Raw genomic sequence first — 25,722 nt, forward strand, 5'->3', positions numbered from 1 at the left:
ATATAAAAAAATCAATTTAATGTAAATTGAGCCGAAAGTTTATCAATCATTACATTAAACTCACCTGCTTCAATGATTCTTTTGTTGTCTCTTCCTATAAATGAAAGTTGATCCGGAGTAATAGTGAATTCAACTACTTGACTAACCCCGGGCTGCAATGAAATTTTATTCATACCTTTTAATTGTTTTACAGGTCTTGAAACCGAACCAACGAGATCTGAAATGTAAAGCATAACAGCTTCTTTACCCGATTTTTCCCCGGCATTTTTTAAAGTTACCGATACTTTTATTGCTTCATCTTTATTAAAAGATGTTTTATTCAAAGTTAGATTTGAATACTCAAACCTTGTATAACTTAACCCGGATCCAAATGACCATTGAGGGTCATAAGTATTCGAATCGAATTCTTCCATTGGTTTGTGGTCATAGGTTGTAAACCCATTCGTATATTTTGGATATGAGAATGGTAGCTTGCCATCAGGGTTATAATCACCGAAAATTATATCTGCAATTGCCCGTCCACCCTCCATGCCCGGCAGCATAGCTACAAGAATTGAATTCATCCCGGGTTCAATTCTGCTGATTACTCGCGGTCGTCCTTCAAGTAAAACTAAAATTATAGGTTTACCAGTTTTAGATAATTCATCAGCTAATTTCAGTTGTACATCATCGAGTGTAAGATCATTTAGATTGCCGGGAGATTCGCAGTAAGCTTTTTCGCCAAGACACAAAATTACAGCATCAACTCCGGCAGCTTTATCTACTGCTGTTTTAATATCAATTTCAGAATTTAATGTGGTTCCCGGTTCATAAATAACATTATTGCTTCCAACTTTTTTCTGCACTGCTTCGAGTACTGTTAATTTTTCCTGCGGATAGAGCGATTCTTCGTCACCCTGCCATGTAATTGTCCACCCTCCATTCATCACTGAAAGTAAATTTGCGGTTGGCCCGGTTACTAAAATTTTTATTTTTTTAGATAGCGGAAGAACGCTGTCTTCGTTTTTCGTAAGTACGACAGACTCGTGAGCTGCTTGTAAATTTATATCAGAGGATTGAATTGCAGCAAACTTTTTTATCAGAGATTGATCCGGATATGGATTTTCAAACAGACCTAATTCAAATTTCACAGTTAAAATTCTTGAAACTGCTTCATCAATTCTTGTCATCGGAACGGAACCTTCATTAACAAGTTCCAATAAATAATTATAAAAACTAAAATCGTACGGCACCATGCTCATATCTACTCCAGCCATAACAGCCATACGCACAGCATCCTTTGGTGAAACGGCAACTTTATCTCGTGTATAAAGTCTGATTATATCTTCCCAGTCCGAAACTGTAAATCCTTTAAAGTTCAATTCTCCACGCAATACTTCTGTAAGCCAATGATAATCCGAATGCATCGGGATCCCATCAACTTCAGAAGAATTTATCATAATAGTTTTTGCCCCCGCCTTAATTCCAGCTTCGAAAGTGGGAAGGAAATATTCCCGCATCATTCGTTTTGAAATCCATGCCGGGGTTCTGTCCTTTCCATTGATCGGGAAACTGTAACCAAGATAGTGTTTAAGACAAACTGCTATTTTATTTGGAGCGCCGATATTATTTCCTTGTGCGCCTTCGATATAACTGACGCTGATTGAGGAAGCAAGGAAAACATCTTCACCAAATGTCTCCCAAAATCTTGACCACAACGGCTGTCTGCCTATATCCATCACGGGATAGAAATCCCATCGAATTCCTGATGCTCTAACTTCAAGAGATGTGATTTCGCCTGATTTCTTCATCAACCACGGATTAAACGTAGCTGCCATATTTATTGCCTGGGGAAAAAGTGTTGCGCCTTTAGTATAAGTTGCTCCATGAATCGCGTCAATGCCATAGAGAATAGGAATGCCAAGATTGGTTTTTTTTGAAGCAATATCCTGAATCTTAGTAATCACTTCGTGCCAGTATTCTACTGAATAAGCTACGTCATAGACGTTTAGAATTGAGCCAACATGGTATTTAGTAATTGCCTCATCAAGTTTTTGAAGATCAAGTTCGTGACTTGTGTTTTTAGTGCCTTGTGTTTTTGAAACCGCTTGAAGAGTTATTTGAGTCATCTGCCCGATTTTTTCTTCAACTGACATCTTTCCTAAAAGTTCTTTTACTTTGTTTTGAATTATTTCCTGATCAGTTAACTTATGGTACGAAGAGTTAAATCCGACAAAGAAAAAAATCGTAAATAGCGATAGAAGGTATTTTGATAATTTCATATTTGAATAATTTATTTTAATAAAATAATTTTTTGGGTATGTGTTCCATATTTTGACTGCATTGTAGCCAGGTAAACACCTGAACCGATAAGCCTATTGGAGCTGTTAACAGATTGCCATTCTATTTGGTGATAACCAGAAGCAACCTCACCGGCATCTTTACTATAAATTAAATTACCAAGAATGTCGTACACCGAAAAAAAAACAGGACTTTGCTGAGCGAGATAGAATTTTATAATTGTTGAGCCGTTAAAAGGGTTGGGGTAATTTTGTTCAACTTTAAATTGGTTTGGTAAATACTCAGATTCATCCATTAAACCGGTAGTGTTTTGAGTAATTACTATTCCATTCAAAAGTCCATTATTAATTTTTGCAGCAAAATAAATTTCAAGTATTCCATCCTCAACATGAATGTTTGTAAACGGAGCTTCGTAAGCCGAATGACTACCTACGAGCTGGTAAATGTCAAGATTAGTTAATACTTTATTTTCTTCGATATAAACATCAAATTTTCTTTGACCGGTTGATGTGAAGAAATTCTCCGAGAACATCAGCTTAACATCGTAGTTACCATTAGGAACGCGAATTTGATAATTAACATTCCCATTTATTTCCGAGTGATAGATATCATCTTCTGTCGTTCCTGTTATTTGATAAGTATTCGAATATAAATTGCCATCGAGATATCCATATTCAGTAGTTTCATTCCACTCTTGTTCAGCCAGATATCCAAGAGCGGAAACCCCGCCGCAATTAATTTTTATGGGAAATTGAAGTTGTGATGCCATAATCAAACTAATCGCACGTGTGCTCATTGTGTTGGGTGATATGGCTCTATCCTTAATGTTTTGAACAACAATTGTTTTAGTTGAATTTAAATTTAAACCTGTCACACCAAGCTCAACAACTTTAAAGTCAGGTAACAATAACGCTGAATTTATTGTAACATCTGAAATGAAATAATTAGAAACAGTTTCCGCAGATGCCTCATCCAATTCCTCGCTGAAAGCTACGACCACTTTTGATTCAGATTCTCCTCTTGCAAATAAAACTACAGGGGGCTGCACATCAGAGTAACCAAGATTTGTTTCTTTCGTTAAGCACAGAATCAATTTCCCATCCTGAAATACAGCATTCTCCTGAACAAAATCGCAGCCATTTCCTTCAAAAGTATGAGTGGCTTTATCCCACCGACCTGTGTCCCACGAATCGAACTCATCAGTCCAGTCGTGAGTGAAATTATTATCGGTACCATAATCGCCGGCCCCGGGGGTGTAAGAGTAGTAACTTACCCAATCATAGAAAGCGAACGCCGGAAGTGCCTCCGGGTTAAAAACTCCAGCCCAATTTTCATATTGAGGGTTCCAGATATTCATCATGATTTTTTGATCTTTGGTTAGAGTTTGAATATGAGCGCCTGTTTGCCGAAGAACTTCCACGTTATCAATGAACCACGCTACATAATCAGGAGTCCATTCAAAAGCATACGTGTGATAATCGAGATGGGGGGAAGAGAAAAGTGGATAATGTCCCACATGATTAGCCTGGCCCGGTGTGATAGTATTAAACTGAACATCGTTCGGATATCTGCCAAGTATTTCGATATCTATTTCATTCCAGTTTTGGCTTCCGCCTTCATCATGATAGGTAAAGAAAGATGAAAGCATTCCTTCGCGCTGAGCAGATTTTATGCTTGCTTCAAATCTTCCATAAGTGTAAGCTAATTTGGTTCTGTACTCTGCACCTTTATAAATTTTGGCAGAGGAATTTATACTGAAACAGAATATCAGTATTAAAACAAATATAAACTTTAGGTTTATCATAAAATCCTTTCAAAAAAAATCTCTCCTCTGTCCTAAAAATAATTAATCGGCAGAGGAGAGCAAGGAACAACAATGAAAAATTAAAAATTTATTCCCACATTAAATTTTTGAATATTGTTCAGACGACCAAAATCCTGGTAAGCATAATCAACAGATATTGCAACATTACCAAGCAGGCGTTGTTTTAATCCGAATCCAAGAGAAAAAGATTCTTCCGAGTCATCAAGAAATAAAGATTTAAATCCGCCTCTGATAAAAACGAAGTCATTAAAAACATATTCGGCGCCAAGATTTACACTTTCAAAATTGTCGCTGAAGTGCATCGCATCAACAGAAACTGTAATTTCGTTATCATCAATCTTTAGCGGTTGATAAGCAAGACCAACACGGAAATTTAACGGGAGATCCCATTCGTCGGTTTGCAGTTCAGCCGGAATACTTCCGTTATTGCCGGTACTTCCCGGATCGGGGTCATAAAGTACAAGAGCAGAAGTTCCTGTCATTTTCATTTTTGAACCAAAATTAGAGATTGACATACCAAGCACTATACCATCAAAGGGGGTGACATACTGAACACCCATATCGAGGGCTATTGCATTAGCAGACATTTTCCAGATATTTTGGTAAATAAATTTCGGGTTGAATCCGATCGAAAAATTATCAGTTAGCTGAATTGCCCAGGCAATACTGAACGCAGCATCTGAAACCGAAAATGTTTCGCCGGTTCCTTCGGGCTGTTCAACAGTAGTAACATCCATCTCACCATAATCCGACATTGTAAGACTCATTCCAACGGTACCAAAGTCGCCGAGGTTATAAGTCATTGCCATAAAATTATAGTTCAGATCGGCGAACCACTTGGTATGATCAACTACAAAGCCGAATCCCTCCACCTTAGTAATTCCGGCAGGGTTCCAGTAAAGTGCAGTTGGATCATCAGTAACCGCAACGAAGGCACTTCCCATAGCGGTTGCGCGAGCACCCTGCCCGATTGAAAGAAATGGAGCTGCAGTTGTTCCTCTTTTGGATACGCTTGTTAAAAATCCCTGGCTGAATAAAGAGGAGCTGAGTAAAAGAAATAGTATAGATGTAATTATTATTTTCATTTTCATTCTCCGTCTTATTTAATTATCGCAAATTTGCCGATCTTTTCACCAACCCCGGGGGCATCAACGTGATAGACGTACAATCCATAAGCTATATCCATGCCATCTTCCGAGACAAGATTCCATGAAATAGCGCCTTCAGTCGCACTGGTATTTTTATACAGAGTTTTCACAAGCGCTCCTGCAACGGTATAGATCCTGATCGTGCACTCTGCGGGCAGGTTAATAAAATCAATTCGTCTTTCACCGCGCCCGGTTTGATTGAGATTTCTTCGCTCCCAGCTATTCGACGTGATGTATGGATTAGGAACCACTCCAATTTTATCAAGATCATCTTTTGCTTTAGTATTATCAACCTCAGCAGATTTAGTACTGAAGACGAAATAATCTCCTGTGTTAAAGTATTTTTTAGTTTGAATACGGAATATATCTCCCGCTTCGGGGAAAACTGTAAATGGAATTCCAATAGGTTCGAACCACCCGATTTTCCACACATACTTTCTTGTTTCTAAAGTTGAACTATTTTCTAGAAGTAGAATTTCATCGCCTAAAGTTAAAGTCTCGCTTTCATCCTTATCTAACAATTCTATACCAATATCATATCCACCAGTAACATTTCTTGCAACAAAGTTAATCGGAATACCTGTAAATCTTGTGGATTCACTATAATCACCCAGAAATTCAACTTCATAATCTGAAGGCCATGGTAAATCATAATCAGGATATTCACTGTCTTCTGAAACAGGCATATTCAAGGTACTTGAGCCAGTTAGCCATCCAGTATTATCCTGATCAACGGCTACGGAATCAGCATTGTTAATAATTACCGATATACCATCAAAAGGAGTCCCTAATTTGCTCCCGCTAAAGGAGGCAGAATCTATTTCTGCAAAGATAGTATCTATAACTCCGTTTAATTCTCTGGTCAGAGTGTAAGATTTAGTTCGATAATATGGAATTGTATCAACGCCGGTAAAAATAACTTTATATACAGCCCCATCCTTGACTTCAGCTTGACTTAGCAGCACAACATCCATTGAACCAGTACCAAATCCCTCAGTTACTCTTGAGAGATCGCCGATGATTTGCGGCGGGATATAACCGCTCGCCGGTGCATTCGGAACAAGGACAGCGGTGTTAATATCTACAAACTGAACATTGCCCACAAGATCTTCGGTGATGATTTTCGTGTTTTCAGAAGGGATAAGTCCTTTTGTACCTAATAAAGGATCTCCCTGGTCATAAGCAACAAGTGCGTAGTAATATTTCTGTCCATTGACTATATCTTCATCAATATAAGAATGCTGCAGTCCAGTTTCATCTCCGCGCCAGAAATGAGCACCATTAATTCCGACAGGATCCGGTCCTTCAATCCCATCCTTAAGATCAAACTGTGCGATTGGTTTCCAGTACTTTGGCTCACCTTTAGAATCAGTGATGCTTTTGATATCCTGAAACTCTGCTTCCTGGCTTCTGTAAATCATGTAACCTTCAAAATCCTTTTTATATCCGAGCGTAGGGTTTCCCTGTTCAAATCCTAAAAACGGATCGCGGGATTCTTCTGAAATACTATTCCAAAATAGAAAAACTTTTTTATCTCCGGCAACGGCAGTTAAAGTTGGTTTATAAGGAGGCTTGGCAAAATTATAATTTGCATTATAAATCTGCTGAACAGTTTCTTTATTGAAAACCATGTCTTCGTACTCAGTTCCAAAAACAAGTGCAACTGAGAACCTTTCACTTGTATTAATTTTAAGCGGGAAAGGACCCGAGCCAAAAAGAATTTGAATATTCGAATTTTGAATTGTTGTATCGAATGTTGTATAATTCATTTTTTCCCAGATTACATCATCATTCTTAGGCCAGATTGCCGTTGGTCCTTTGTTTGTTAATCTTTCAATTGCAAGACTTGTTAAACCAATTTGATCAGATTCATCTTTATCAGTAATATCAAAATTTGGTTCGCCTAAAGTTGGGACTCCATCACCCTCTCCGACGTCCGGATTAGTGTATTGAGGATCGAACGGACCAACACCATCCTGTCCAACGTCACTATTCAGGGGCTCATTTTCCTCTGCGTCCCAAATACCATTTGCATTTATATCTAGGAACGGAATCCAATCACCATCATTATCAAATCCGTCATCTCTTTTTTCATCCACCATAGGGGCACCATTTATATCAGTATCCTCATCGTCATTAATTCCATTAAAAGAGTTTCCCGGGCTTTCGAGAAACGCATAACCAACATAACCTGGCACCCAATTATCCGGAGGAGCTTTTAAATCGTTATCAAAAGCATAAGTCAGATCTAATAAAGTATTATAGTTAGCATTATCATCTGCACCATCGTCAAGGTCGCCAACTCCTGTATCGCAATAAAATCCAAACAGTGTAGAATCATAATCAGCATCAGCAAGATTAAAAATTTCATAATGCCAAAAAACAATATCTTCGGCAAGTACATGAGACCATTGAAAGCCTCGTGTTTCAACTCTTATCCCCAGTCCTCCTCTTTCAGGAGCAGATAAAATTGGTTGATAAGAATAAGGTGGCCTGTTAAACTCTTTATCTCTCGAGTCATCGTAAACATAGAATGCTTCAACATCGGCGTTAAGAACCCCCCTTCCAAAATAACCATACCAAAATCCATCCCATTCGGAAGTAATTCGAGGTAGGGCGTCAGGCCAGGATTCAGGCCAGGTGGAAGATTTAGTACTGATAGCAGGTTCTTCAGAGGAAGAATTAACATAGCCGGGCACAGGTTCAACAACCCATAGCTCACCGGTAGAAGGATCAATATCAACCTCCTCTCTGTAAGAGGTTTGGGCAGGATGAATAACCTGATTATTACCGGGGGCAATAACTTTTGCAGTTACAATTGGAGTGCAGCCATCAAGATAGCTATGCCCGGTACCTTTGGGCCACTCACCGGAAGGTCTATCCGGCCAGGAGCCAACCTGTCCATCATTTCTAAAAATTGTTCTGATTAGATTTCCATCGAGAATACCTTTTTTACGATAAGTTTTATCGCCAAGCGGATCGTCCCGGTATAATTGCGTCTGAGGATCAACCTGTGCAAGCAGGGTGGTGGAAAATATAATCAGGATTAAAGCAAGTAAAAAATTGTTTTTCATTATTTAAGCTCCATATAATTTAAAATCCTACTCCAAACCCAATTCTTATTTGCCTTGGGGAAGAATAATCTGTAGGGACTTTCAAATATTCTTCTTTGGTATTTAATCCGAAAATTGTGCCTGTATATTCCTCGGCAGCAAGGTCAATTCCTGCACGCCCGGTTGAGCCACTTACTCCATATTCATTTTTAATATCAAGCACGTTGTAAACTATCAAATAACTATTAATGTAGAGTCCGAAAACATCAAATGTTTTTGTTGCCTTCAGATCAAGGTTGACAATTGACGGTTTTCTGCCGTTGTTTTCGAACCTGAGTCCTCTTGTATAACGCGGATCAACTGTGTAGGGGGAACCGGTTCCATAATTAAAAATTAATCCCACACTCCAATCGGATAAATCTCCTACGGTTAAAGAAATATTAAGTGTAGAGGATTGATCCCAATTTAGCGGCACCAACTTCTTTGTTTCTTCAACGGGAGGGTCAGATTGATTATTGTAGAATAGTTGATACGGATCGGATGCATTGCCTTGAGCAAGTTGATAAGTGTAATCAACTTTTGCGCTAAATAAATCGGAATGTCTTTTTTCAATTGTTAAAATTAATCCTTTAACATTTCCATAATCTCTATTAATGAATCGACCGTATGTGAAGCCTTCATAAGTTTCCAGAATTTCCAAGCCAAGTAAATTTCTAATATCGCTGTAATATGCGGTTATGTCAGCAGAGATATTTGGAAATAAAATTTGCTGTAATCCTATTTCGTACTTAACAGTTTTTTGTGCTTTGAGTTCAGGATTGCCGATTACATTATTAACACCTGTTGTTTGATCAATAATATATGCGTTGTTAACGTATAAATTTTCGAAACTTGGTATTTGGAAAAAGTGACCATAAGAAAAGTGAATAGCACCTTGATCCGAAATCGGGAACGACACTCCAAGTCTTGGACTTATTTGCCATTCCGCTTCTGCTTTTCTTGGATCTAAAGTTCCATATTTTGCAATGGTGGTATCATAGAAATTGGGATTGTCAAGCGGGTTTTCCAAATCAATTGGTAAAGTTGTGTTAGAATTAAAATAATCGAATCGTACACCGGCATTAATGATCATAATATCGTATTCCATTTTATCCTGAATGTACCCGGCAAATTCATAGGGTCTCCTTAAATAATAAACATGCTCTGCGGTTCCTTCCTCGCTGTAGCCCGGGGTGAAGATCGCATTTCCAAGTGAATCTATTTGACCTTCAGTTAAATTTCGCATGTTCTTCCAGTGATTCACAATTTCATGAAATCTTGATTCAATGCCTAATTTGATTTTATGTTCTTTGTTCAACTGTGATTCAATCGCAAACATTGCGAGATTGGATTGAGTGTATCTATCATATCTATCTGTTTCATTGCCGCCATAATTAAAAGTATAACTTGAAATAGCGTTGTGTACATTCGGGTCAATATAGCGGGCATCAAGTTCATCGGGATATAAATAACCCCAATATTTATTAAGATTGGAACTGAATTTTAAAGTTGCGAAAGTACTCTGTGATGGGAAAAAAGAAATCTGAAAATTATTTATCGCACTTGTTCCGTAATGATTTTTTGATCCATCAGGAGCAAGCCGCTGTGAATGATTGTAATATTTATTCCATGTGTCATCAAAGAAAAAACTATAACTGAATTTCCAGCTTTCGAGATTATAGGTGAGCTTAGCATTAAAGGATTTCTTTTCATAAGGATTCATAGATACAAAAGCACCATCACCGGTATTATTATTAATAAAGATTTCCGGATGACTTTCATCAGGAATTGTTGGAGGAAGATCGCCAATGTTATAAACCCGTTTGCCGTAAAGCGAACCATCATCGGTAAAATATCTGCCTGTAGCAAAAAACGTAAGTCCATCTAAAAGTTTTGTGGGACCACTTAAACTAAATTGTAAATCCTTCGGTCCGCTTGTATTTACTTTATTAAGATTCCAGAAAATATCGGTGTGATCAGTAAAATAATTTCCAATGTATGCTGAAGCAGTGCCTTCATAATTTTGAGAACCATCCTGCGTTACAATATTTACAACACCGGAAAGCGCCTGACCGTATTCCGCATTAAAAGTTCCGCTGATAACTTCAATCTGTCTGATTGAACTATTCTCAACCTCAATTCCAAGTGAGCCGTTAAACACATCATTAACAGGGATACCGTCAACAAGGTAAGCTACTTCATCACTTCGACCGCCGCGGAAGTGTCCATTAACTACCCCTGCCTGAAGATTAACGATTGCCTGCATATTATCAACAGGCATCATTTTAATATCCTCGGAGGAAACAATAGTGGAAGTGGAAGTAAGATCTTTCGTTATCATTGGTTGTTTTGCCTCCACAACAACTTCCCCAAGTGTGATTGCCCCGGAACTTAATTGAATATCAATTTCAGTTGTGAGATCTATTTTAATAACAACTTTTTCGATTCTTACTTTGTTGTAGCCAACTGCACTTGCAATTAAAGTATATGTGCCGGGAGGAACATTATTAATGTAATAATCTCCTTCCAGATCCGCGGCTGCACCAAAATAAGTCCCTTCTATAATAACATTTGCACCGACAATCGGTTCACCTGTTTCCTGATCTGTTATCTTGCCCCTCACCCTTCCTGTAGTTCCAGCAAATATAAATTCAGAGAAAAGAAGCAGTGAAATAATAACTGCGATCAATGAAAACTTAAACGAGATGCATAGTAATTTTCTTGTCATACTCTTGCCAATATTTTCTTATTTAATCAGATTAAAACTATTATGAATAAAATAAAAGGCAGTCTCTTTTTTCAGAGACTGCCTTTATCATCAAGTTACTTCATTAAAATCATTTTTTTAGTATCGGTAAACGAACCGCTTTCTATCTTGAATAGATAAACACCGGAAGCGAGTGATTCACCATTAAAGTTTACTGTGTATTGACCCGGAGCCTGATTAGTATTCACTAACTCAGCTACCTGACGACCAAGGACATCATAAACCTTTAATGAAACATTACCGGCTTTTTCAATTGAGTAATGAATCTGTGTAGTCGGGTTAAATGGATTAGGATAATTTTGCGACAAGCTGTAATTGGTTACTACCTGTCCGTCGTTTCCTGCATCCAATACCCAGTCTTCTGCCCAGGTATATGACCATTTATTTGGATGCTGCCAACCCACATCCTGATTTGTTGCAGAGTAGAACATTATGCCTTCTCGTTGTGCAACAGGGTCTCCATCATTATCATTAATACCAAAATCAACCGGAATTCTCATTCCCTGAGTAATATATATTCTATCTGTAGTTGCATTCGGATCATTTCTTTTTGTTGCAAGATCACTCAGTAAAATTCTCGCTTCAACTACATAGCCTGAAGGGAATTTTTCACCAAAGAAATAATTTGGACCTTCAACAAGAAGCGAATCATAAGAAGCTGTGCCGTCATCATTTCTGGCAAGCTGCTCATTGAATCTTAGGTGATAGTCAGGATTGTCTCCACGTTGATAGGAAGCATGCATTGCCCCTTCCCAATTATAGAGCCCTAAAAATAAATCAGGTGCATCAAGTAACCAGGAACCTAAAGTTGCATCAACAGGGTAAAAAACATCATCATCTACATCGTAAGCTACATATAAATATTCCTGGTCTATAGCTAACCATGCTGATGCAGAACAATCAGCATCGTCTTCGATAGTATATTGAGGATGACCAAAAGGATCGGTATCATCAGCATACATTTTGAATTCCTGAATTCCCTGCCATTCGCCTAAGTCGCCATCAGCGACAAAGTTTGGAATATCAAATGAAACTACAGCAACTCCAACAGCATCGTTTGTTGTACCGCCGGAAAATCCGGGTTCGCCGATATTTCCAGCAAAATCGGTACATACGATTGCGTAGTAAAAAGTTACTGATTCACTTACTTTAGGAGATAATAGTAAATGTTCATAAACCTGAATATCTTCGGGAATATTAGGAGCAATTAAATCAACACCGGGAGCTGTAATATCGGTAATAGGATTATTGCTTGCATAAACATCATAATGCTCACCTGATTCATCAGGTACATCAGCCCAGGTTACTAAGTTAGTATTTGTGCCGGGAAATACTGCAATGGATTGAGGAGCCGGAGGAGGCTCATGATCATCAAATTGGAAACCTGATTGTTGAAGAACATCGAACAAAAGAGTTCCTGATAGTTGTTCACCTTGTGTTCCATACTCATTACCTCCACCCGAAAGTTCAATTTTCCAGGCAACTATTGAGGTGGGGTTAAATTGCTGATCACCTTGAGGATTCCACCAGGGTTGAGCAAAGCCGTCATTCGGAAAGTGCTGATGCCCGTCAGGATCTGTCCAGATCAGTCCGGTATCCAATGGCATATAATATCTTGTCCATTCCGAAGCCTGGTCAAGATCAATTGGAACCTCTAAAACCCAGTCCTCATTTACACCGGTATTATTCTCTATAACAAAGAAGCGCATTGTTAAACGATCGTTTGTTCCAACATGAGGAGTAGGATTTTTTATAAAAAGATCTAATGCAGTTCTGTTTCCAAAACTATCAGGAGGGGCTGCAAGGTTTCTTTGCATGTTAAGATAACCGCCCCAGCTTTCGGAACAGTTAACCGTATAATCTAACTCCATAGAACCTGTTCCTTCAACATAGTCCGAATTGTTATTGGATAATGTAGCGGAACCTGTAAAAGCATCAACTACAAAAAAGTCGGAAGGAGTATCATCAAAAGTATGAAGTGGTGTATAGCGGCTTCCGATTACTTCCATTTTATCTAAAAGAATTGAACCCGAGGCAGTTGGGGGAGGTGTTCCGCCGCCTGCTGTTAGATAAACAAACGCCATTTCAAATCCTTTAATTTTATCAAGTTGGAGAGTACCATCGCCATCAGCGAATTGATATACAAATCCCTGGGTATTGTCACCTCCTTGTTCTATCTCTACTAATGGCATCAAGACATTTATCCAACCGCCTGAAACATCTGAAAAATCAATTGCTGTATGATGCAGCCAAAGGTCTCTTTCACCTGCGGCATTAATTTCGGCAAGCTTGACTTCCATAAAAAATGTACCATCCTGACTAAATGCAACCGGATTAGTAACTTTATACCACATACTTAGATGAGTGCCGGTAGAAAAATCAAGATAAGGTAGAGCATCTGTATTGCCGGGTGTATATGTGGTCCTTACGCCATAGCCGCCCCAGCCTTCGGCACCTTCGATAGAATAATCAACCTTCATTGATCCCGTGCCTTCATAATGGTCGGGATCATTACTAAGGTTCATAAAACTAGCAGTGCCATTGGTAAACCAGTTCACATTCAACTCAGGCGGGTCAAGAAAAAAGGGACCAACCGCATTGTCGAAATTTTGAACAACCCATTGCGCCTGAGAGATAGACACAACGGATAATATGAAAAGAACTGTTAAAAATCTTTTCATTTTGTTTCTCCTTTTGTTTGTTAAAGTTAGTTATTTATTATTTTCTGTTTAGTTCCACAAACTCCAAACGCTTACTACTATCAGTACTATCACCCCTGACATAATTAAATTCATTCTAATATCTTTTACTTTTTTAAATGATGGAAAAGCCAGCATTAATTCAGAAAAATTTTCGTTCAGTGAAAATTGCAATCTATTGCTTTGCTTTACCTCTCTTGCCCTGAATATAAAACTTAAACTAAAAATCAGAACTGTGCTGCTGATAAAAAGAAAAACTGCGAAGTGTAAAAAGTTGATTTGTACGAGCCAGTTAAATATAGGGTTATCAACAACGTTCCATTTAATTAATAATTCAGTGAGCAATCTTCCCAATCCGATAAACTCTCCTATAACTAATGTGTAAATAGCAGCCTTAGCATTAATATTTTTGAAAAATATTCCGACAAGAAATACTGCCGTTATAGGAGGGGCTACAAATGCCTGCACTGATTGAAGAAATAAATAAATCTGTGAGTTAAGCATTTTCATTAATGGAACAGTCAAAATAGCGGCAACGACAATTGCCGTACTCGCAAGCCTTCCAACTAATACTAATTTTCTATCGCTTGCTTCGGGATGCTTTAATTTATAAAAATCATTTGTGAATAAAACCGCTGTACTGTTAAATACACCGGAGAGTGAAGACATAATAGCCGCCAATAATCCTGCGATCACTAACCCCTTTATTCCCGAAGGAAGAATATTACTTGCAATTAAAAATGAATACGCCTCATCGCCGTTAATTTCAGGATAGAGAGCAACAGCGATGAGACCGGGAACCACCAATACAAAAATAGGAAGCACTTTTAAGAGCGCAGCTAACAATGAACCACGTCGTGCATCATTCAAAGACCTTGCACTCAAAACTCTCTGAACGATATATTGATCCGTGCACCAGTACCAGAATGCAATAATAGGTGCGCCAAAATTATCCCCGTCCACGGATAATCCGGGTCGCTGATAGGTTTGAACATATTAAAAAAATCACCCGGCAGTTTCTGCTCAAGTCCGCTGAAGCCGCCTACTTTATCCAATCCGAAAAACAACAAAGCGCTTGCGCCGGCAATCAGCACCAAACCTTGTATCATCTGTGTGCGCATTACTGCATTTGCGCCGCCGATTACGGTATAAAGTCCGGTTATCAAAACTATTATTATTGATGAAGTATAAATGTTCAATCCGAAAATATTATAGAAAAGTAATCCGCCTGCAAAAAGTGTGACAAGAATTTTAGTAAACAGATAAATTAAAATCGAAAACGCTGCAAAAAATTTTCTTATCCTTCTATCAAATCTCTGCTCTAAAAATTCAGGCATTGTTACTACGCCTGATTTTAAGAAAATCGGCGCCAGGAACCATCCGAGAAATATTAAAATAAAAATCGCCATTAACTCGAACTGCCCGACAGCTAATCCTCTTGCAGAACCTGAGCCTGCTAATCCAATAAAATGTTCACTCGAAATATTTGTAGCAAAAATTGTAATGCCTATGGTTATCCAGCCCATATTTCTTCCAGCAAGAAAATAGTCTGAATAACTTTTATCTTTTTTCCTTGATGAATAAAAGCCAATGCTCAAAACTACTATCAAGTAGCCGAACAGAATTAAACCATCAAAAGTGCTGAATGTGCCTATCAATTTTAGCCGGATTTTTTTTCATTTTTTAAGGCAGAAATAATGCCAGCAAAAATACTTCAATCGTATTGCTGTTTGCTCTTTTTTTATAGGTTTAGTAAGTGAGAACTACAATTGCTTATTAAATTGATAAGCAGAGGTTATTATTTTAATAAACCTTATCCTGTAAAAGAATTTATACGAGTAAGGGAATTTTTCTAATTTAGAATTGTAAAGGATTAATATTTAATAATTGTGCTTTTAATGAATAAGTAATCTGTGGAATTAACAATGCTAAGAAAAATCTTCATTGTCTTTTTGACCGCTACAATTTTCATTAGCTGTACCTCTCCCTATTATTTAGAAAAGCCTTACGACACAACTCAATCAATTCAGACATTAAATAAAATCAACTATCTTGGCGCACATTTTAATTCTGAAATCCAATTTGTTGATGGAAAGGAAGTGTCAGCTGATTGGTTGAATGTTTCAGGTGATACATTAACTTATGTCCGGGAAGAGTTATCAGATACGCTCAATGTTTTAATTAGTGAATTGGATTACATCGAAATAGAAAACACTACGAGAAGTACAATAGTGGGGATAATATTCGGAATTGTATTTTCCGCTGCGCTGGGTGTTGCTCTTTCACTTGGCTCAAGTAGCGAATTAGGCGGCTACGGCATTTTAATAGCATTTGCACTTTCATTTGGTCTCGGATATTATTCCGGTTCTTCTATTAATGATGTTGAAATTTTTTATTTCCATCATTGAATTTGAACATCAAAAAAAAGTCCTGCCTACCAAGCGAGGCTCTTTATAAGAAGTACTTTTCGCTAAGCAAATTATTAAAAAAAAGACATCTTCCTCGTTTCAAAAAAGCAGCCATTATGCAGTTATAAAAATAAATTCCACCCGGCAACTATTTCCTCTAAAAATCATCCTAAGTCTCGAAAATCGCTTGTTTTCGCACAGTTTATCAGACATTCTACGCCAGTGGCATCGTCACCCGTACAGATTATTCCTCCACCGGTACCAGGCGCGGCTCCACCAGTACTGAAAATGGTTCCACCAGTACCAGTGAAGTCACAACCAGTGCCAGTGATGTCACAACCAGTACCAGTGATGTCTCCGTCGGTACCAGTGGTGATCCAACCAGTACTGATTACATCTCTATCAGTGCCAGTGAAATCTCCATCAGTACTGATGATGTCTAAATCAGTACCAGTGAAGTCTCCACCAGTACAGATGACGCCTCTATCAGTACCGATAATGTCTCTTTCAGTACCGGTGCCGCTGCCATCCGCAGCGTTTATAAAAAAAGTCCCTTATTAAAAAGCGGGACTTTTATTTATTGGTGTTCAATTTTTTATTTGCTGCGCTATAAATTTTGCCATAGCCTTATGCCCTAGAATAGAAAAATGAATCCCGTCACCGAAGAGATAGTAGTCGTCAACATTTTCATCAATATTAAAAGCAGCAGCGCAATCGTGAGTTTTTATACTTGAGAATTTTAATTTCTTAGTTAATAATTTTTGGGGGGAGTTTCTTTGTCTGTATAAATTATCACGCAACTGATATTCATAAGGCAGTAAAAATAAATTAACATTTAATTGGTTTTCTTTTGCGAGGCTATCAATTTCAATTAAATCGTTAAGAGCTTGCTTGAAATGTTTATCCTCTCTTTTATAAAAGTTTTTATCATATAGATAATAAGCTTTTGGGCGATCCGAAATAATGCTCTTGAGCAAATGATAGAAATGGTAATTATTCCGCAGGAAAATTACTATCTCATTCCAAAAGGAATCATTTGCAATTTCAGGTGAATCGGAAACGGGAAGGTTGGAGTAAACATCATTCAAACACCAGAAGATGTAAATGTGTTTTATTCCTGATTCATTTTTTTCATCATCAATTAACTTTTTGACAATGTTTTTGTAGTCGTGACTTGAATACCCGATTAAGGAAGGGTTAAGAATTGTAATCATAGCAGACGAATTATTAAGTATGCCCGCAAATGTCGAATCATTTTCTACTCCGATACCCATCGTGACAGAATCTCCGAGAAATAAAATTTTATTTTTTGATTTTCTTCCGGATGAGTATTGCAAGAATCCTGATTCATCAACTCGTTTCAATACATCGGAACTTAGTCCAAATGAGTTTGGCTATATCCCTGCGAATCATAAAAAACGCTATTCTTTAATAACGATTGTTGTGTGCCGGGGAGTTTTATTTCAGGATAAAATATTCTTGTACCTGCTTCTAGAAGAAAAAAAAGTAGGATCACCACAATGAAATTATATATGAAACTAAAAAAGAATTCTCTTTTCAAAATATTACTTCAAACTAAATTTTTCTCTCAACTTAATATCCTGTGATGAACTTCCAATTAAGATTTCAAACTCACCATTTTCTGCAGTCCATCCTTTTGTTTTGGGATCAAAGAATGAAAGCGCTGATTTATCAATTATCATTTCAACAGTTTTTTCTTCGCCAGGATTTAAACTTACTTTCTTAAATGATTTTAATTCCTTCACTGGGCGATCAACACTTGATTGTACATCTTTAACGTAAAGCTGAACAACTTCACTCCCTTTTACATTTCCCGTATTCTCAACTTTTAATGTTACAGTTAATTTATTGTTCTTTGTGATTTCTTTTGATGACAATTTTAAGTCATTGTATTTAAATGTTGTATAACTTAAACCAAACCCAAAAGGGAAAAGTGGTTTGATATTATTCTTTTCAAAATGTCTGTAACCAACATAGATTCCATCTTCATAAACTGTTGTGCTGTCTAATTTTTTATAAGTATCATAAGCAGAACAATCTTCCCATCGTTTTGGGAAAGTCAATGGTAATTTGCCGGATGGATTAGTTTCTCCAAGTAAAACTTCTGCAATTGCATTGCCAGATTGTTCACCTGCAAACCATGCTTCAATCAAGCCATCAACATTATCTAACCATTTATCCATTAAAACAGGTGAGCCGGTTGTTAAGACAACAATTGTATTTGGATTTACATCTGCAACTCCTCTAATTAAATCATCCTGTTCGTTTGGAAGCACCAAATCTTTTCTGTCAAATCCTTCGCTTTCATAATTAGCATTTGTCCCAGCAAAAATTATTACAATATCAGAATTCTTTGCGGTTGTAATTGCATCAGTAATCAATTGATCATTTGGTTTTCTCCATCCAAATTTTACTATGGCACCGCCACCGTTTTCATAATACTCTAATTTTATTTTGTAAAGATTGCCTGCAACTAACTTTTTATTGTAAGAATTGGTTAAGTAAGCATGATCGTTCCAATCGTTTATTACAAGCTCATCATCTATATATAATCGTACACCATCATCACTACCAACATCAAAAGTAATTGCTCCTGATTTTTCGGGTTTTACATATCCTGTCCATCTAACAGAAAAATTATCTTTTTGAAAATCTTCAAACGGACCCTCATCATTCCACATAAAGTTTATTTGATTATCGACTATCACTTTTACCGGTTCGCCTTCAAGATTCATATTAGTAAAATATTCGCCTTTCAATCCATTTTCTTTTTGATTTTTTTCTGTGAATAAAAATTTAGGGTCAATTGGATTTGTATCACCATTGATCATCGAACCCTGAGCAAAATTAATCTTTACTTTGCTGCCTATTTTATTTTGCAATGCTTCAAGCGGACTAACAGATTTAAATGGTACAACCATTGAACTGCCACCACCACCAGTAACTGCCACTTTACTGTTAGGTCCAATTACGGCTATTGATTTTATTTTATTCAAATCTAATGGAAGAATAGAATTATCATTCTTTAATAATACAATTCCTTCTTTTGCAATATTTAATGCAACTTGTTTATGCTCATCAGTATTAACTTTTGTTGAATCAAATTTATAATCGTCAAACAACCCAATTGTAAACATTACTCTTAAGATTCTTCTAACTTTATCATCAAGTTTTGATACGCTGAGTTCGCCGCTTTTAAGTTTATCTAGAAGAGTTTCTTTGTTTAAATATTTTCCCTCTGGCATTTCAAGATCTAATCCACCGTTAAAGACAGGAAGAGAAGTATGAACAGCGCCCCAATCGGACATAACCAATCCGTTGAACTTCCATTTATTTTTTAATACATCAACCAATAGAAAATCATTTTCGCTGCAATAAGGACCATTCAGTTTATTGTACGCACACATAACTGCAAGCACATTTGCTTCTTCAACTGCCGATTTGAAAGCAGGAAAGTATATTTCATTCAAAGTTCGTTCATCAACAATTGTGTTTACAAAATCGCGTTGATGTTCCTGGTTATTTGCTGCAAAATGTTTTACTGTTGCAACAACATTTTCTTTCTGCACACCTTTTATATAATTAACGGCAATGCGAGAAGTAAGAAATGGATCTTCACCAAAGCTTTCAAAATTTCTTCCGCCCATTGGAATGCGAGCAATGTTAACGCAAGGAGCCAGAATTACATTCCTGCCTTTCGCTTTTGTTTCTGTCGCAAGAACTTTTCCAAACTCAGTTACGATATCTGGATTCCAGGTTGCGCCAAGTAAAATTCCGGATGGCAAAGCGGTTGAATTATCCCAGCGGACGCCAAGCGGACCATCAGACATATTTAATGGTGGAATGTTAAGTCGTTTAATAGCTTTTGTTTCAAACCCGGTTCCGCCAAGCATTTCAATTTTTTCTTCAAGCGTCATTCGCTTTAACAGGTCTTCAACTCGTTCTTCGATACATAAAGATTTATTTAAATAAGCAGATTTCATTTTTATTCCTTCACCACTGTCTTTAAAGCTTAGTGATATAAAAGCTATTACTATTATTGATAATACAATAAGTAGTTTTGATTTCATCGCATTTATCCTTTTAAAAGGTTTTATGAATAATTCACTAAAAATATTTACTCAATCTTTATGGTGTGTTTACCTTTAGTGATTTTAAAACTTTTATAATTGTTATTTCCGTGTTCAACGTTTAACTCAAAATCATTATCACAAATAACTTTGATGTTAATTGGAGAAATTACTTTTTCTCTTTTCTCAGCAATCACTGAAACATTAACATTACCAAATTTTAGATTTTCAATTCCATGTTTATCAATTCTTGTTAAATGCCACGTTAAAGAGTTATTAACTCCATTTGGACGAAGACCAATTATATTTTCAATTAAAAGTTGGATTGGTCCGCAGCCAGTCCAGCCAACAAAATCAGCGCGAGACCAGCTTCCTCGAGTGTAAGCTTCGGAAGAATAATTTTCCCAGATAGTTCCTGTCTTTTTATAAACTTGATAAATTCCATTTAAATATTCTTCGGTTGCAAGAGTTGCAAACTCATTAAACTTATAAGCAAAATCACTACTGTCCGGTTGTTCGAACGGGAAGTAGCCGTAAGATATTTAAATATAATATGTTATTAAATATTTTCATTGTTATCGATTTGAAATTAAAATTGTCGCAACAAATTAAAATATTGGAGCGACAAGGTGAATCAAGGTCAAACAATCTTTTCTCAAATTATGGATTATATACCAAAATATAGTTTTGATTCTTGCGTTAAAAAATATCGAGGTAACTATAAAGTTCAATCATTTACTTGCTGGGAACAATTTCTTGTTATGACATTTGCACAATTAACATACAGAGAATCCTTAAGAGATATTGAAACTTGTCTCAGAGCTATGCAAATAAATTATATCATATTGGCATCAGAAGTAAAATATCGCGATCAACTTTAGCAGATGCTAATCAAAATAGAGATTGGAGAATTTATGCCACCTTTGCCTACATACTTATAGACCAAGCTAAAGAACTTTATAGAGACGATAAATTTTTCAAAGAACTAGATGAAACTATCTACGCACTTGACTCAACAACAATAGATTTATGTTTGTCTTTATTTCCTTGGGCAAAATTTAGAAAGACAAAAGGCGCTATAAAAATTCATACACTTTTAGACCTGCAAAATAATACCCATCGTTTATAAGCATAACTGACGGCTCTGTGCACGATGTTAACATATTAGATGAGCTCATTACAGAAATCGGCGCATTCTATATCGTCGATAAAGGTTACATTGATTTCGAACGTCTCTATAATCTGAACATCAATAGCGCTTACTTTATTACCAGAGCCAAATCTAATTTTCAGTTCAAAAGAATTTATTCTCACCAGGTAGATAAATCCTTAGGACTAATTTGTGATCAATCTATTTTTCTTAAAGGTTTCTATCCATCAAAAGATTATCCCGAAAAATTACGTCGCATTAAATATTTTGATTCTCAAAACAATCGCCGACTTGTTTTTCTTACGAATAATTTTCGTCTGCCCGCTATAACTATTGCTAATCTTTTTAAGCAACGATGGCAGATTGAATTATTCTTTAAGTTGATCAAACAGAATCTTAAGATTAAATCTTTTTATGGTAATACTTCTAATGCTGTTAAGACACAAGTTTGTATTGCTATTTCTGTTTACGTCCTTCTTGCAATCATAAAGAAAAAATTAAAAATAGAGTACTCACTCTACACTTTTTTACAATTGATTAGTATATCAGTTTTTGAGAAAACTCCCATTATTTCAATGTTTTCTGATTCCAATTACTTAAATGAAATTAACTATAACGATAACCAATTGTCCTTATTCGACTTATAACCGGACAGTAGTGAAGCAAAATCATTACTAACTCCGAATTTATCCAAGCCTTTAATTATCATTACGTTAGTTGGAGCCCAAACACTGCCAAGCCAATATTCACCTTCAGCTTTAAAATGTTTATCATCAACAGATAAAGAAGGGAAAGGAATTTTTCTCCAGAATGTATGTGGATCTTTTAAATTTTGTAAAAGTTTATCAGCTTTATTTTTGTCAGCAACTCCAGCAAGCATAGGCCAGAAACAAGCAACAGTTTTATATTTTACTTGATTGCCTTCATCATCAACATCGTAATAAAGTCCATCCTCTTCATTCCACATATATTTATTTATTAATGCAGAAATTTTATCAGCTTTATCTTTAAACAATTTTGATTTATTTGAGAGTTCAAGTTGAAGTTCAGGTTCAAGATTTGGATCAAGCAATATTTGATTACACATTTCAGATATATCATTATACATCATCACCATTTGAGCTGACATATCAACCCAACCTGAGCCGCTACGTGGGGTGTTATCCATTCCAGAACCTAAACCGGTTTGCCAGTAAAGATTATGTTTTGTGTTTTCTTTTTTACGATGCTGTTCTAACCACTCAGCATATTTTTCTAAAACCGGGAGTACAATTTTAAACCTGGATTTATCACCGGTGATTTTAAAATTTTCCATTTCAGCCCAGCTAAACAACGGCGGATTAACTGTGTGTTCTCTACCTTCATAAACAAAATCTTCTCCGGTAGCTTCAACAATTTCTCTGCAGATGTAACCATTTTCATATTGTCTGCAATAAAAATTATCTAACGATTGAATTGCAGGAAAAATATGATCAGCATAACGGGCAAACATTAACATAAAAAAAGTATCCCACTGGAAAATGTTTGGTGCAAATGCTTCATCAATATATGCAGAGACAAATGGAGAACCGGTTGGTGGATTTTTATAATGATCAAAAGCTAATTGCCAGGTTTTCCAGTAAAGTTCTATTTGCTCAGGATTATTTTCTAAGATGGGCGAGGGAAGTTTGTTCTTACTCGTTTCAAAATTTGGAATTGCTGATTCAGTAAAAATTTTTTTTGAAAAATATTTACCTCTAATTCCAGTATCCTCGTATTGTGCAAATACGATAATCGGTATTAAAATAAATAAAAAAAATTTTCTCATCTTGCATATCTTAAAACAAAATGTCACATTGAGCTTGTCGAAATGTGACCTAACATTTATGATTTAAGTCATCCTTCGACGAGCTCAGGATGACATTGGAATATTTTATTTAACACCAAGTGCATTAATATATTCATCATTAACAACACAATTTTTAAGCTTGCAATTTTCTAAATACTGTTTTAATGACGCTCTAACTTTTTCAAAATCGGGTCTGTTATCTCTGATGTATCCATAATCCAGTCCACCGCCTTCAGCAAACTTAATTATCAAATCAAAATTTTCCGGTTGATTGATTGAAACAATTCCTCGATCACTATTCATTTTTTTGTAAGGCCAAAAACACCAGCCAATATTATTTTCTTCAAGCAAAGTTCTAAAACCGCTTATCCATTCGTTTGTGTTTTCACCTGATTCCCCAAGCCAGATCGGTGCATTAAATTTATCTCTTAAATCTACGTGGCGCTGAATAACATCTTGTTTAACTTCTGTCCAGTACGTGTGAAATGAATAAACAAGTTTATCATCAAACGGGGGACCGAAAGGTTCAAAATTTGTATTCCACTGTGCGCCGCCGAGAAACACTATATGATTTTTATCAACCTCTCTTATTGATTCAGTTATTCTTTTGTAAAGCGGTTCAAGTGTTAAGTTTAATTTATCTTTATCAAAATAATGTGCGATAGGCTCATTTAATAAATCATAACCAATTATTATTGTTTCATCTTTATAAATTTCTGCAAGCTTATGCCAGATTTTTATTGTTTGAAGCTGGCTCGCAGGACTTTCAAACAAAAATGGATAACCATAACTATCATCAATGTTGTCACCGGTTTGACCGCCAGGTGCACAGTGCATATCAATTATTACGTAAAGATTTTCTTCTTTGCACCATTTGATTACTCGATCTAATAATGCGTAACCAACTCCTTCTAATTTTCTTTCTGGATATTCAGTAATAAATAATTTCCAGTTAAATGGAATTCTGATTGAGTTGAATCCAAGACTTTTTATAAAATGAATATCTTCTTTAGTGATGTAATTTTCTCTGAATGAATCCCAGAAATGATTTGCATCTTCTTCGCCAATTAAAATATCAAATAAATCATAAATCATTCTTGGTGAACTTACTTTTTGAAAGTGAAACATATAACCTTCCGGTACAAGCCAGTTGCCAAGATTCATTCCCTTTAACAAAATTGGTTTACCATCGGGAGTTACAATTTCTTTCCCTTTTACGGATACAAATCCATCTTGCGAAAAAGCGGAGCTTATAAAAAATAATGTAAATGTAAATAGATAGATTATCTTTGTCACACTGAGATTGTCGAAGTGTGACTTTTTTAGCAACTGGTTAATTTTATAAATATCCATTTTTATTTTTACCTTTTGAAAGATTTGTTAAAAATCAAAGTCGCTAATTGAAATTTATTTTACTTACAATCATTTATAAAAAATAATTATTCATCATGATGACAGCAGAAAGTCCTGTTGAGCCTGTCGAAGCATAACCTAATTGTTTTGTTCTTCACCCTTCGAAGAGTTCAGGGTGACATCTGAATGTTTAATTTCAAAAGTAGATTTAGATATTTGAATTGAGTTGTCCTTAAAAACAAAAAGTCCCCTACTTGCACAATGCGGACAAGATTTTTGTGCGATTACAAATTTTTCAGTTTCAATCAGATTATCATTCTTAAAAAATGATCTAATCTTTTTAAGTAATTTCATTTACATCTTCCATCAACAACATCCATTAAACATTTACTTTCTTTCTAAAGATTGTTCAAGAAACCATTCATAAAGTTCTTCGTTGTTATAAGTTTCAGTCCAGCTATCGTGATTAGCTTCAGGATATATTGTAAGCTTAACATTAGAACCATAATTTTTAAGAGCTTTTACCATATCCTCTGCAGCATTAACAGGCACAACATTATCCTTAGCACCATGAAAAACCCAAATAGGTATTTTAGAAATTGTATTTGCTTTTGAAGTATCAGCCCAGCCGCAAACCGGAGCAATTGCTGCAAAACGATTTGGTTGTCTTAGTGCCAGTTCCCATGTCGCATGCCCACCCATACTTAAACCGGTAACGTAAATTTTATTTCTATCCACACGATATGTTAATTCCATCTCATCAAGTAATGCTATTAAAACATCAACATTCCAGAAAATATCATCGGGACATTGCGGCGAAACCACAATGAATGGAAAATCTTTCCCTTCGCCAATTAACTTAGGGAGTCCATGAATTTTAACTTTTTCAATATCAGTTCCTCTTTCACCCGATCCATGAAGAAATAGTACAAGTGGAAAATCTCTATCTGATTCGTTATAATCTATTGGAAGGTAGAGAAGATAATTCGCCGTTAGTGTCAGTTTAATTTCCTTCTCAAAATTATTAAATGTTTGTCTTTCTGATTGTGCGTTTACTGATGATGAATAAATCATAATTATT

16 protein-coding genes and 1 pseudogene are annotated in these 25,722 nt (G+C 36.2%); 3 read left to right on the forward strand and 14 right to left on the reverse strand.

The window, feature by feature from the left end; translation table 11 throughout:
• Positions 1–11 precede the first annotated feature (11 nt).
• From IPH11_05660 to IPH11_05695, 8 genes are all read right to left on the reverse strand, one after another.
• Entirely contained in the window at positions 12–2,261 is a 2,250-nt protein-coding gene (locus IPH11_05660) for a glycoside hydrolase family 3 C-terminal domain-containing protein (protein ID MBK6913161.1), read from the reverse strand.
• An 11-nt stretch (positions 2,262–2,272) separates the two neighbouring features.
• The gene (locus IPH11_05665) at positions 2,273–4,084 is read right to left on the reverse strand and encodes a family 16 glycosylhydrolase (GenBank protein MBK6913162.1); all 1,812 of its coding nucleotides are present in this window, start codon (positions 4,082–4,084) and stop codon (positions 2,273–2,275) included.
• Positions 4,085–4,164: 80 nt separating this feature from the next.
• Positions 4,165–5,190, reverse strand: coding sequence for a PorV/PorQ family protein (locus IPH11_05670; GenBank protein MBK6913163.1), 1,026 nt, complete (start codon positions 5,188–5,190; stop codon positions 4,165–4,167).
• Between the two features lie 14 nt (positions 5,191–5,204).
• Complete coding sequence (locus IPH11_05675; GenBank protein ID MBK6913164.1) at positions 5,205–8,327, reverse strand: hypothetical protein; 3,123 nt, start codon at positions 8,325–8,327, stop codon at positions 5,205–5,207.
• Between the two features lie 19 nt (positions 8,328–8,346).
• A complete protein-coding gene (locus tag IPH11_05680; GenBank protein ID MBK6913165.1) occupies positions 8,347–11,073 on the reverse strand; it encodes a TonB-dependent receptor in 2,727 nt (908 codons plus the stop codon).
• Between the two features lie 95 nt (positions 11,074–11,168).
• Positions 11,169–13,793, reverse strand: coding sequence for a T9SS type A sorting domain-containing protein (locus IPH11_05685; protein MBK6913166.1), 2,625 nt, complete (start codon positions 13,791–13,793; stop codon positions 11,169–11,171).
• 48 nt (positions 13,794–13,841) lie between these two features.
• Positions 13,842–14,774 (reverse strand): hypothetical protein, encoded by a 933-nt coding sequence (locus tag IPH11_05690; GenBank protein MBK6913167.1) that lies wholly within the window; start codon positions 14,772–14,774, stop codon positions 13,842–13,844.
• Positions 14,693–15,469, reverse strand: a complete 777-nt coding sequence (locus tag IPH11_05695) for a hypothetical protein (protein MBK6913168.1) — start codon at positions 15,467–15,469, stop codon at positions 14,693–14,695. Before IPH11_05695 ends, IPH11_05690 begins: the two co-directional genes overlap by 82 nt.
• Before the next feature lie 267 nt (positions 15,470–15,736).
• Between IPH11_05695 and IPH11_05700 the strand changes: the two genes are divergently transcribed.
• Entirely contained in the window at positions 15,737–16,219 is a 483-nt protein-coding gene (locus IPH11_05700; protein ID MBK6913169.1) for a hypothetical protein, read from the forward strand.
• 587 nt (positions 16,220–16,806) lie between these two features.
• On the opposite strand, the gene IPH11_05705 is transcribed toward IPH11_05700, so the two are convergent.
• Together IPH11_05705 and IPH11_05710 are read right to left on the reverse strand one after the other, a co-directional pair.
• On the reverse strand, positions 16,807–17,583 hold the full coding sequence (locus IPH11_05705; GenBank protein ID MBK6913170.1) for an SGNH/GDSL hydrolase family protein: 777 nt from the start codon (positions 17,581–17,583) through the stop codon (positions 16,807–16,809).
• Positions 17,584–17,784: 201 nt separating this feature from the next.
• Entirely contained in the window at positions 17,785–20,310 is a 2,526-nt protein-coding gene (locus tag IPH11_05710; protein ID MBK6913171.1) for a glycoside hydrolase family 3 C-terminal domain-containing protein, read from the reverse strand.
• A 153-nt stretch (positions 20,311–20,463) separates the two neighbouring features.
• Between IPH11_05710 and IPH11_05715 the strand changes: the two genes are divergently transcribed.
• Together IPH11_05715 and IPH11_05720 are read left to right on the forward strand one after the other, a co-directional pair.
• Positions 20,464–20,694, forward strand: coding sequence for a hypothetical protein (locus IPH11_05715; protein ID MBK6913172.1), 231 nt, complete (start codon positions 20,464–20,466; stop codon positions 20,692–20,694).
• A gap of 245 nt (positions 20,695–20,939) precedes the next feature.
• A pseudogene (locus IPH11_05720) lies at positions 20,940–22,107 on the forward strand (IS4 family transposase).
• Here the strand turns inward: IPH11_05720 and IPH11_05725 are convergent.
• From IPH11_05725 to IPH11_05740, 4 genes are all read right to left on the reverse strand, one after another.
• Positions 22,071–23,267, reverse strand: a complete 1,197-nt coding sequence (locus IPH11_05725; protein MBK6913173.1) for a hypothetical protein — start codon at positions 23,265–23,267, stop codon at positions 22,071–22,073. The pseudogene IPH11_05720 and the gene IPH11_05725 sit on opposite strands and share 37 nt — an antisense overlap.
• A gap of 105 nt (positions 23,268–23,372) precedes the next feature.
• Positions 23,373–24,641: a glycoside hydrolase family 5 protein gene (locus IPH11_05730; GenBank protein MBK6913174.1), complete on the reverse strand. Its 1,269-nt coding sequence runs from the start codon at positions 24,639–24,641 to the stop codon at positions 23,373–23,375.
• 138 nt (positions 24,642–24,779) lie between these two features.
• Positions 24,780–24,995, reverse strand: coding sequence for a hypothetical protein (locus tag IPH11_05735; protein MBK6913175.1), 216 nt, complete (start codon positions 24,993–24,995; stop codon positions 24,780–24,782).
• Between the two features lie 33 nt (positions 24,996–25,028).
• Positions 25,029–25,715 carry a prolyl oligopeptidase family serine peptidase gene (locus tag IPH11_05740; GenBank protein MBK6913176.1) on the reverse strand — a complete coding sequence of 229 codons (687 nt, stop codon included), beginning with the start codon at positions 25,713–25,715 and terminating at the stop codon, positions 25,029–25,031.
• Positions 25,716–25,722: the final 7 nt, after the last annotated feature.

The sequence above is a fragment of the Ignavibacteriales bacterium genome, from assembly GCA_016709155.1.
GTDB lineage: Bacteria > Bacteroidota > Ignavibacteria > Ignavibacteriales > Ignavibacteriaceae > JADJEI01.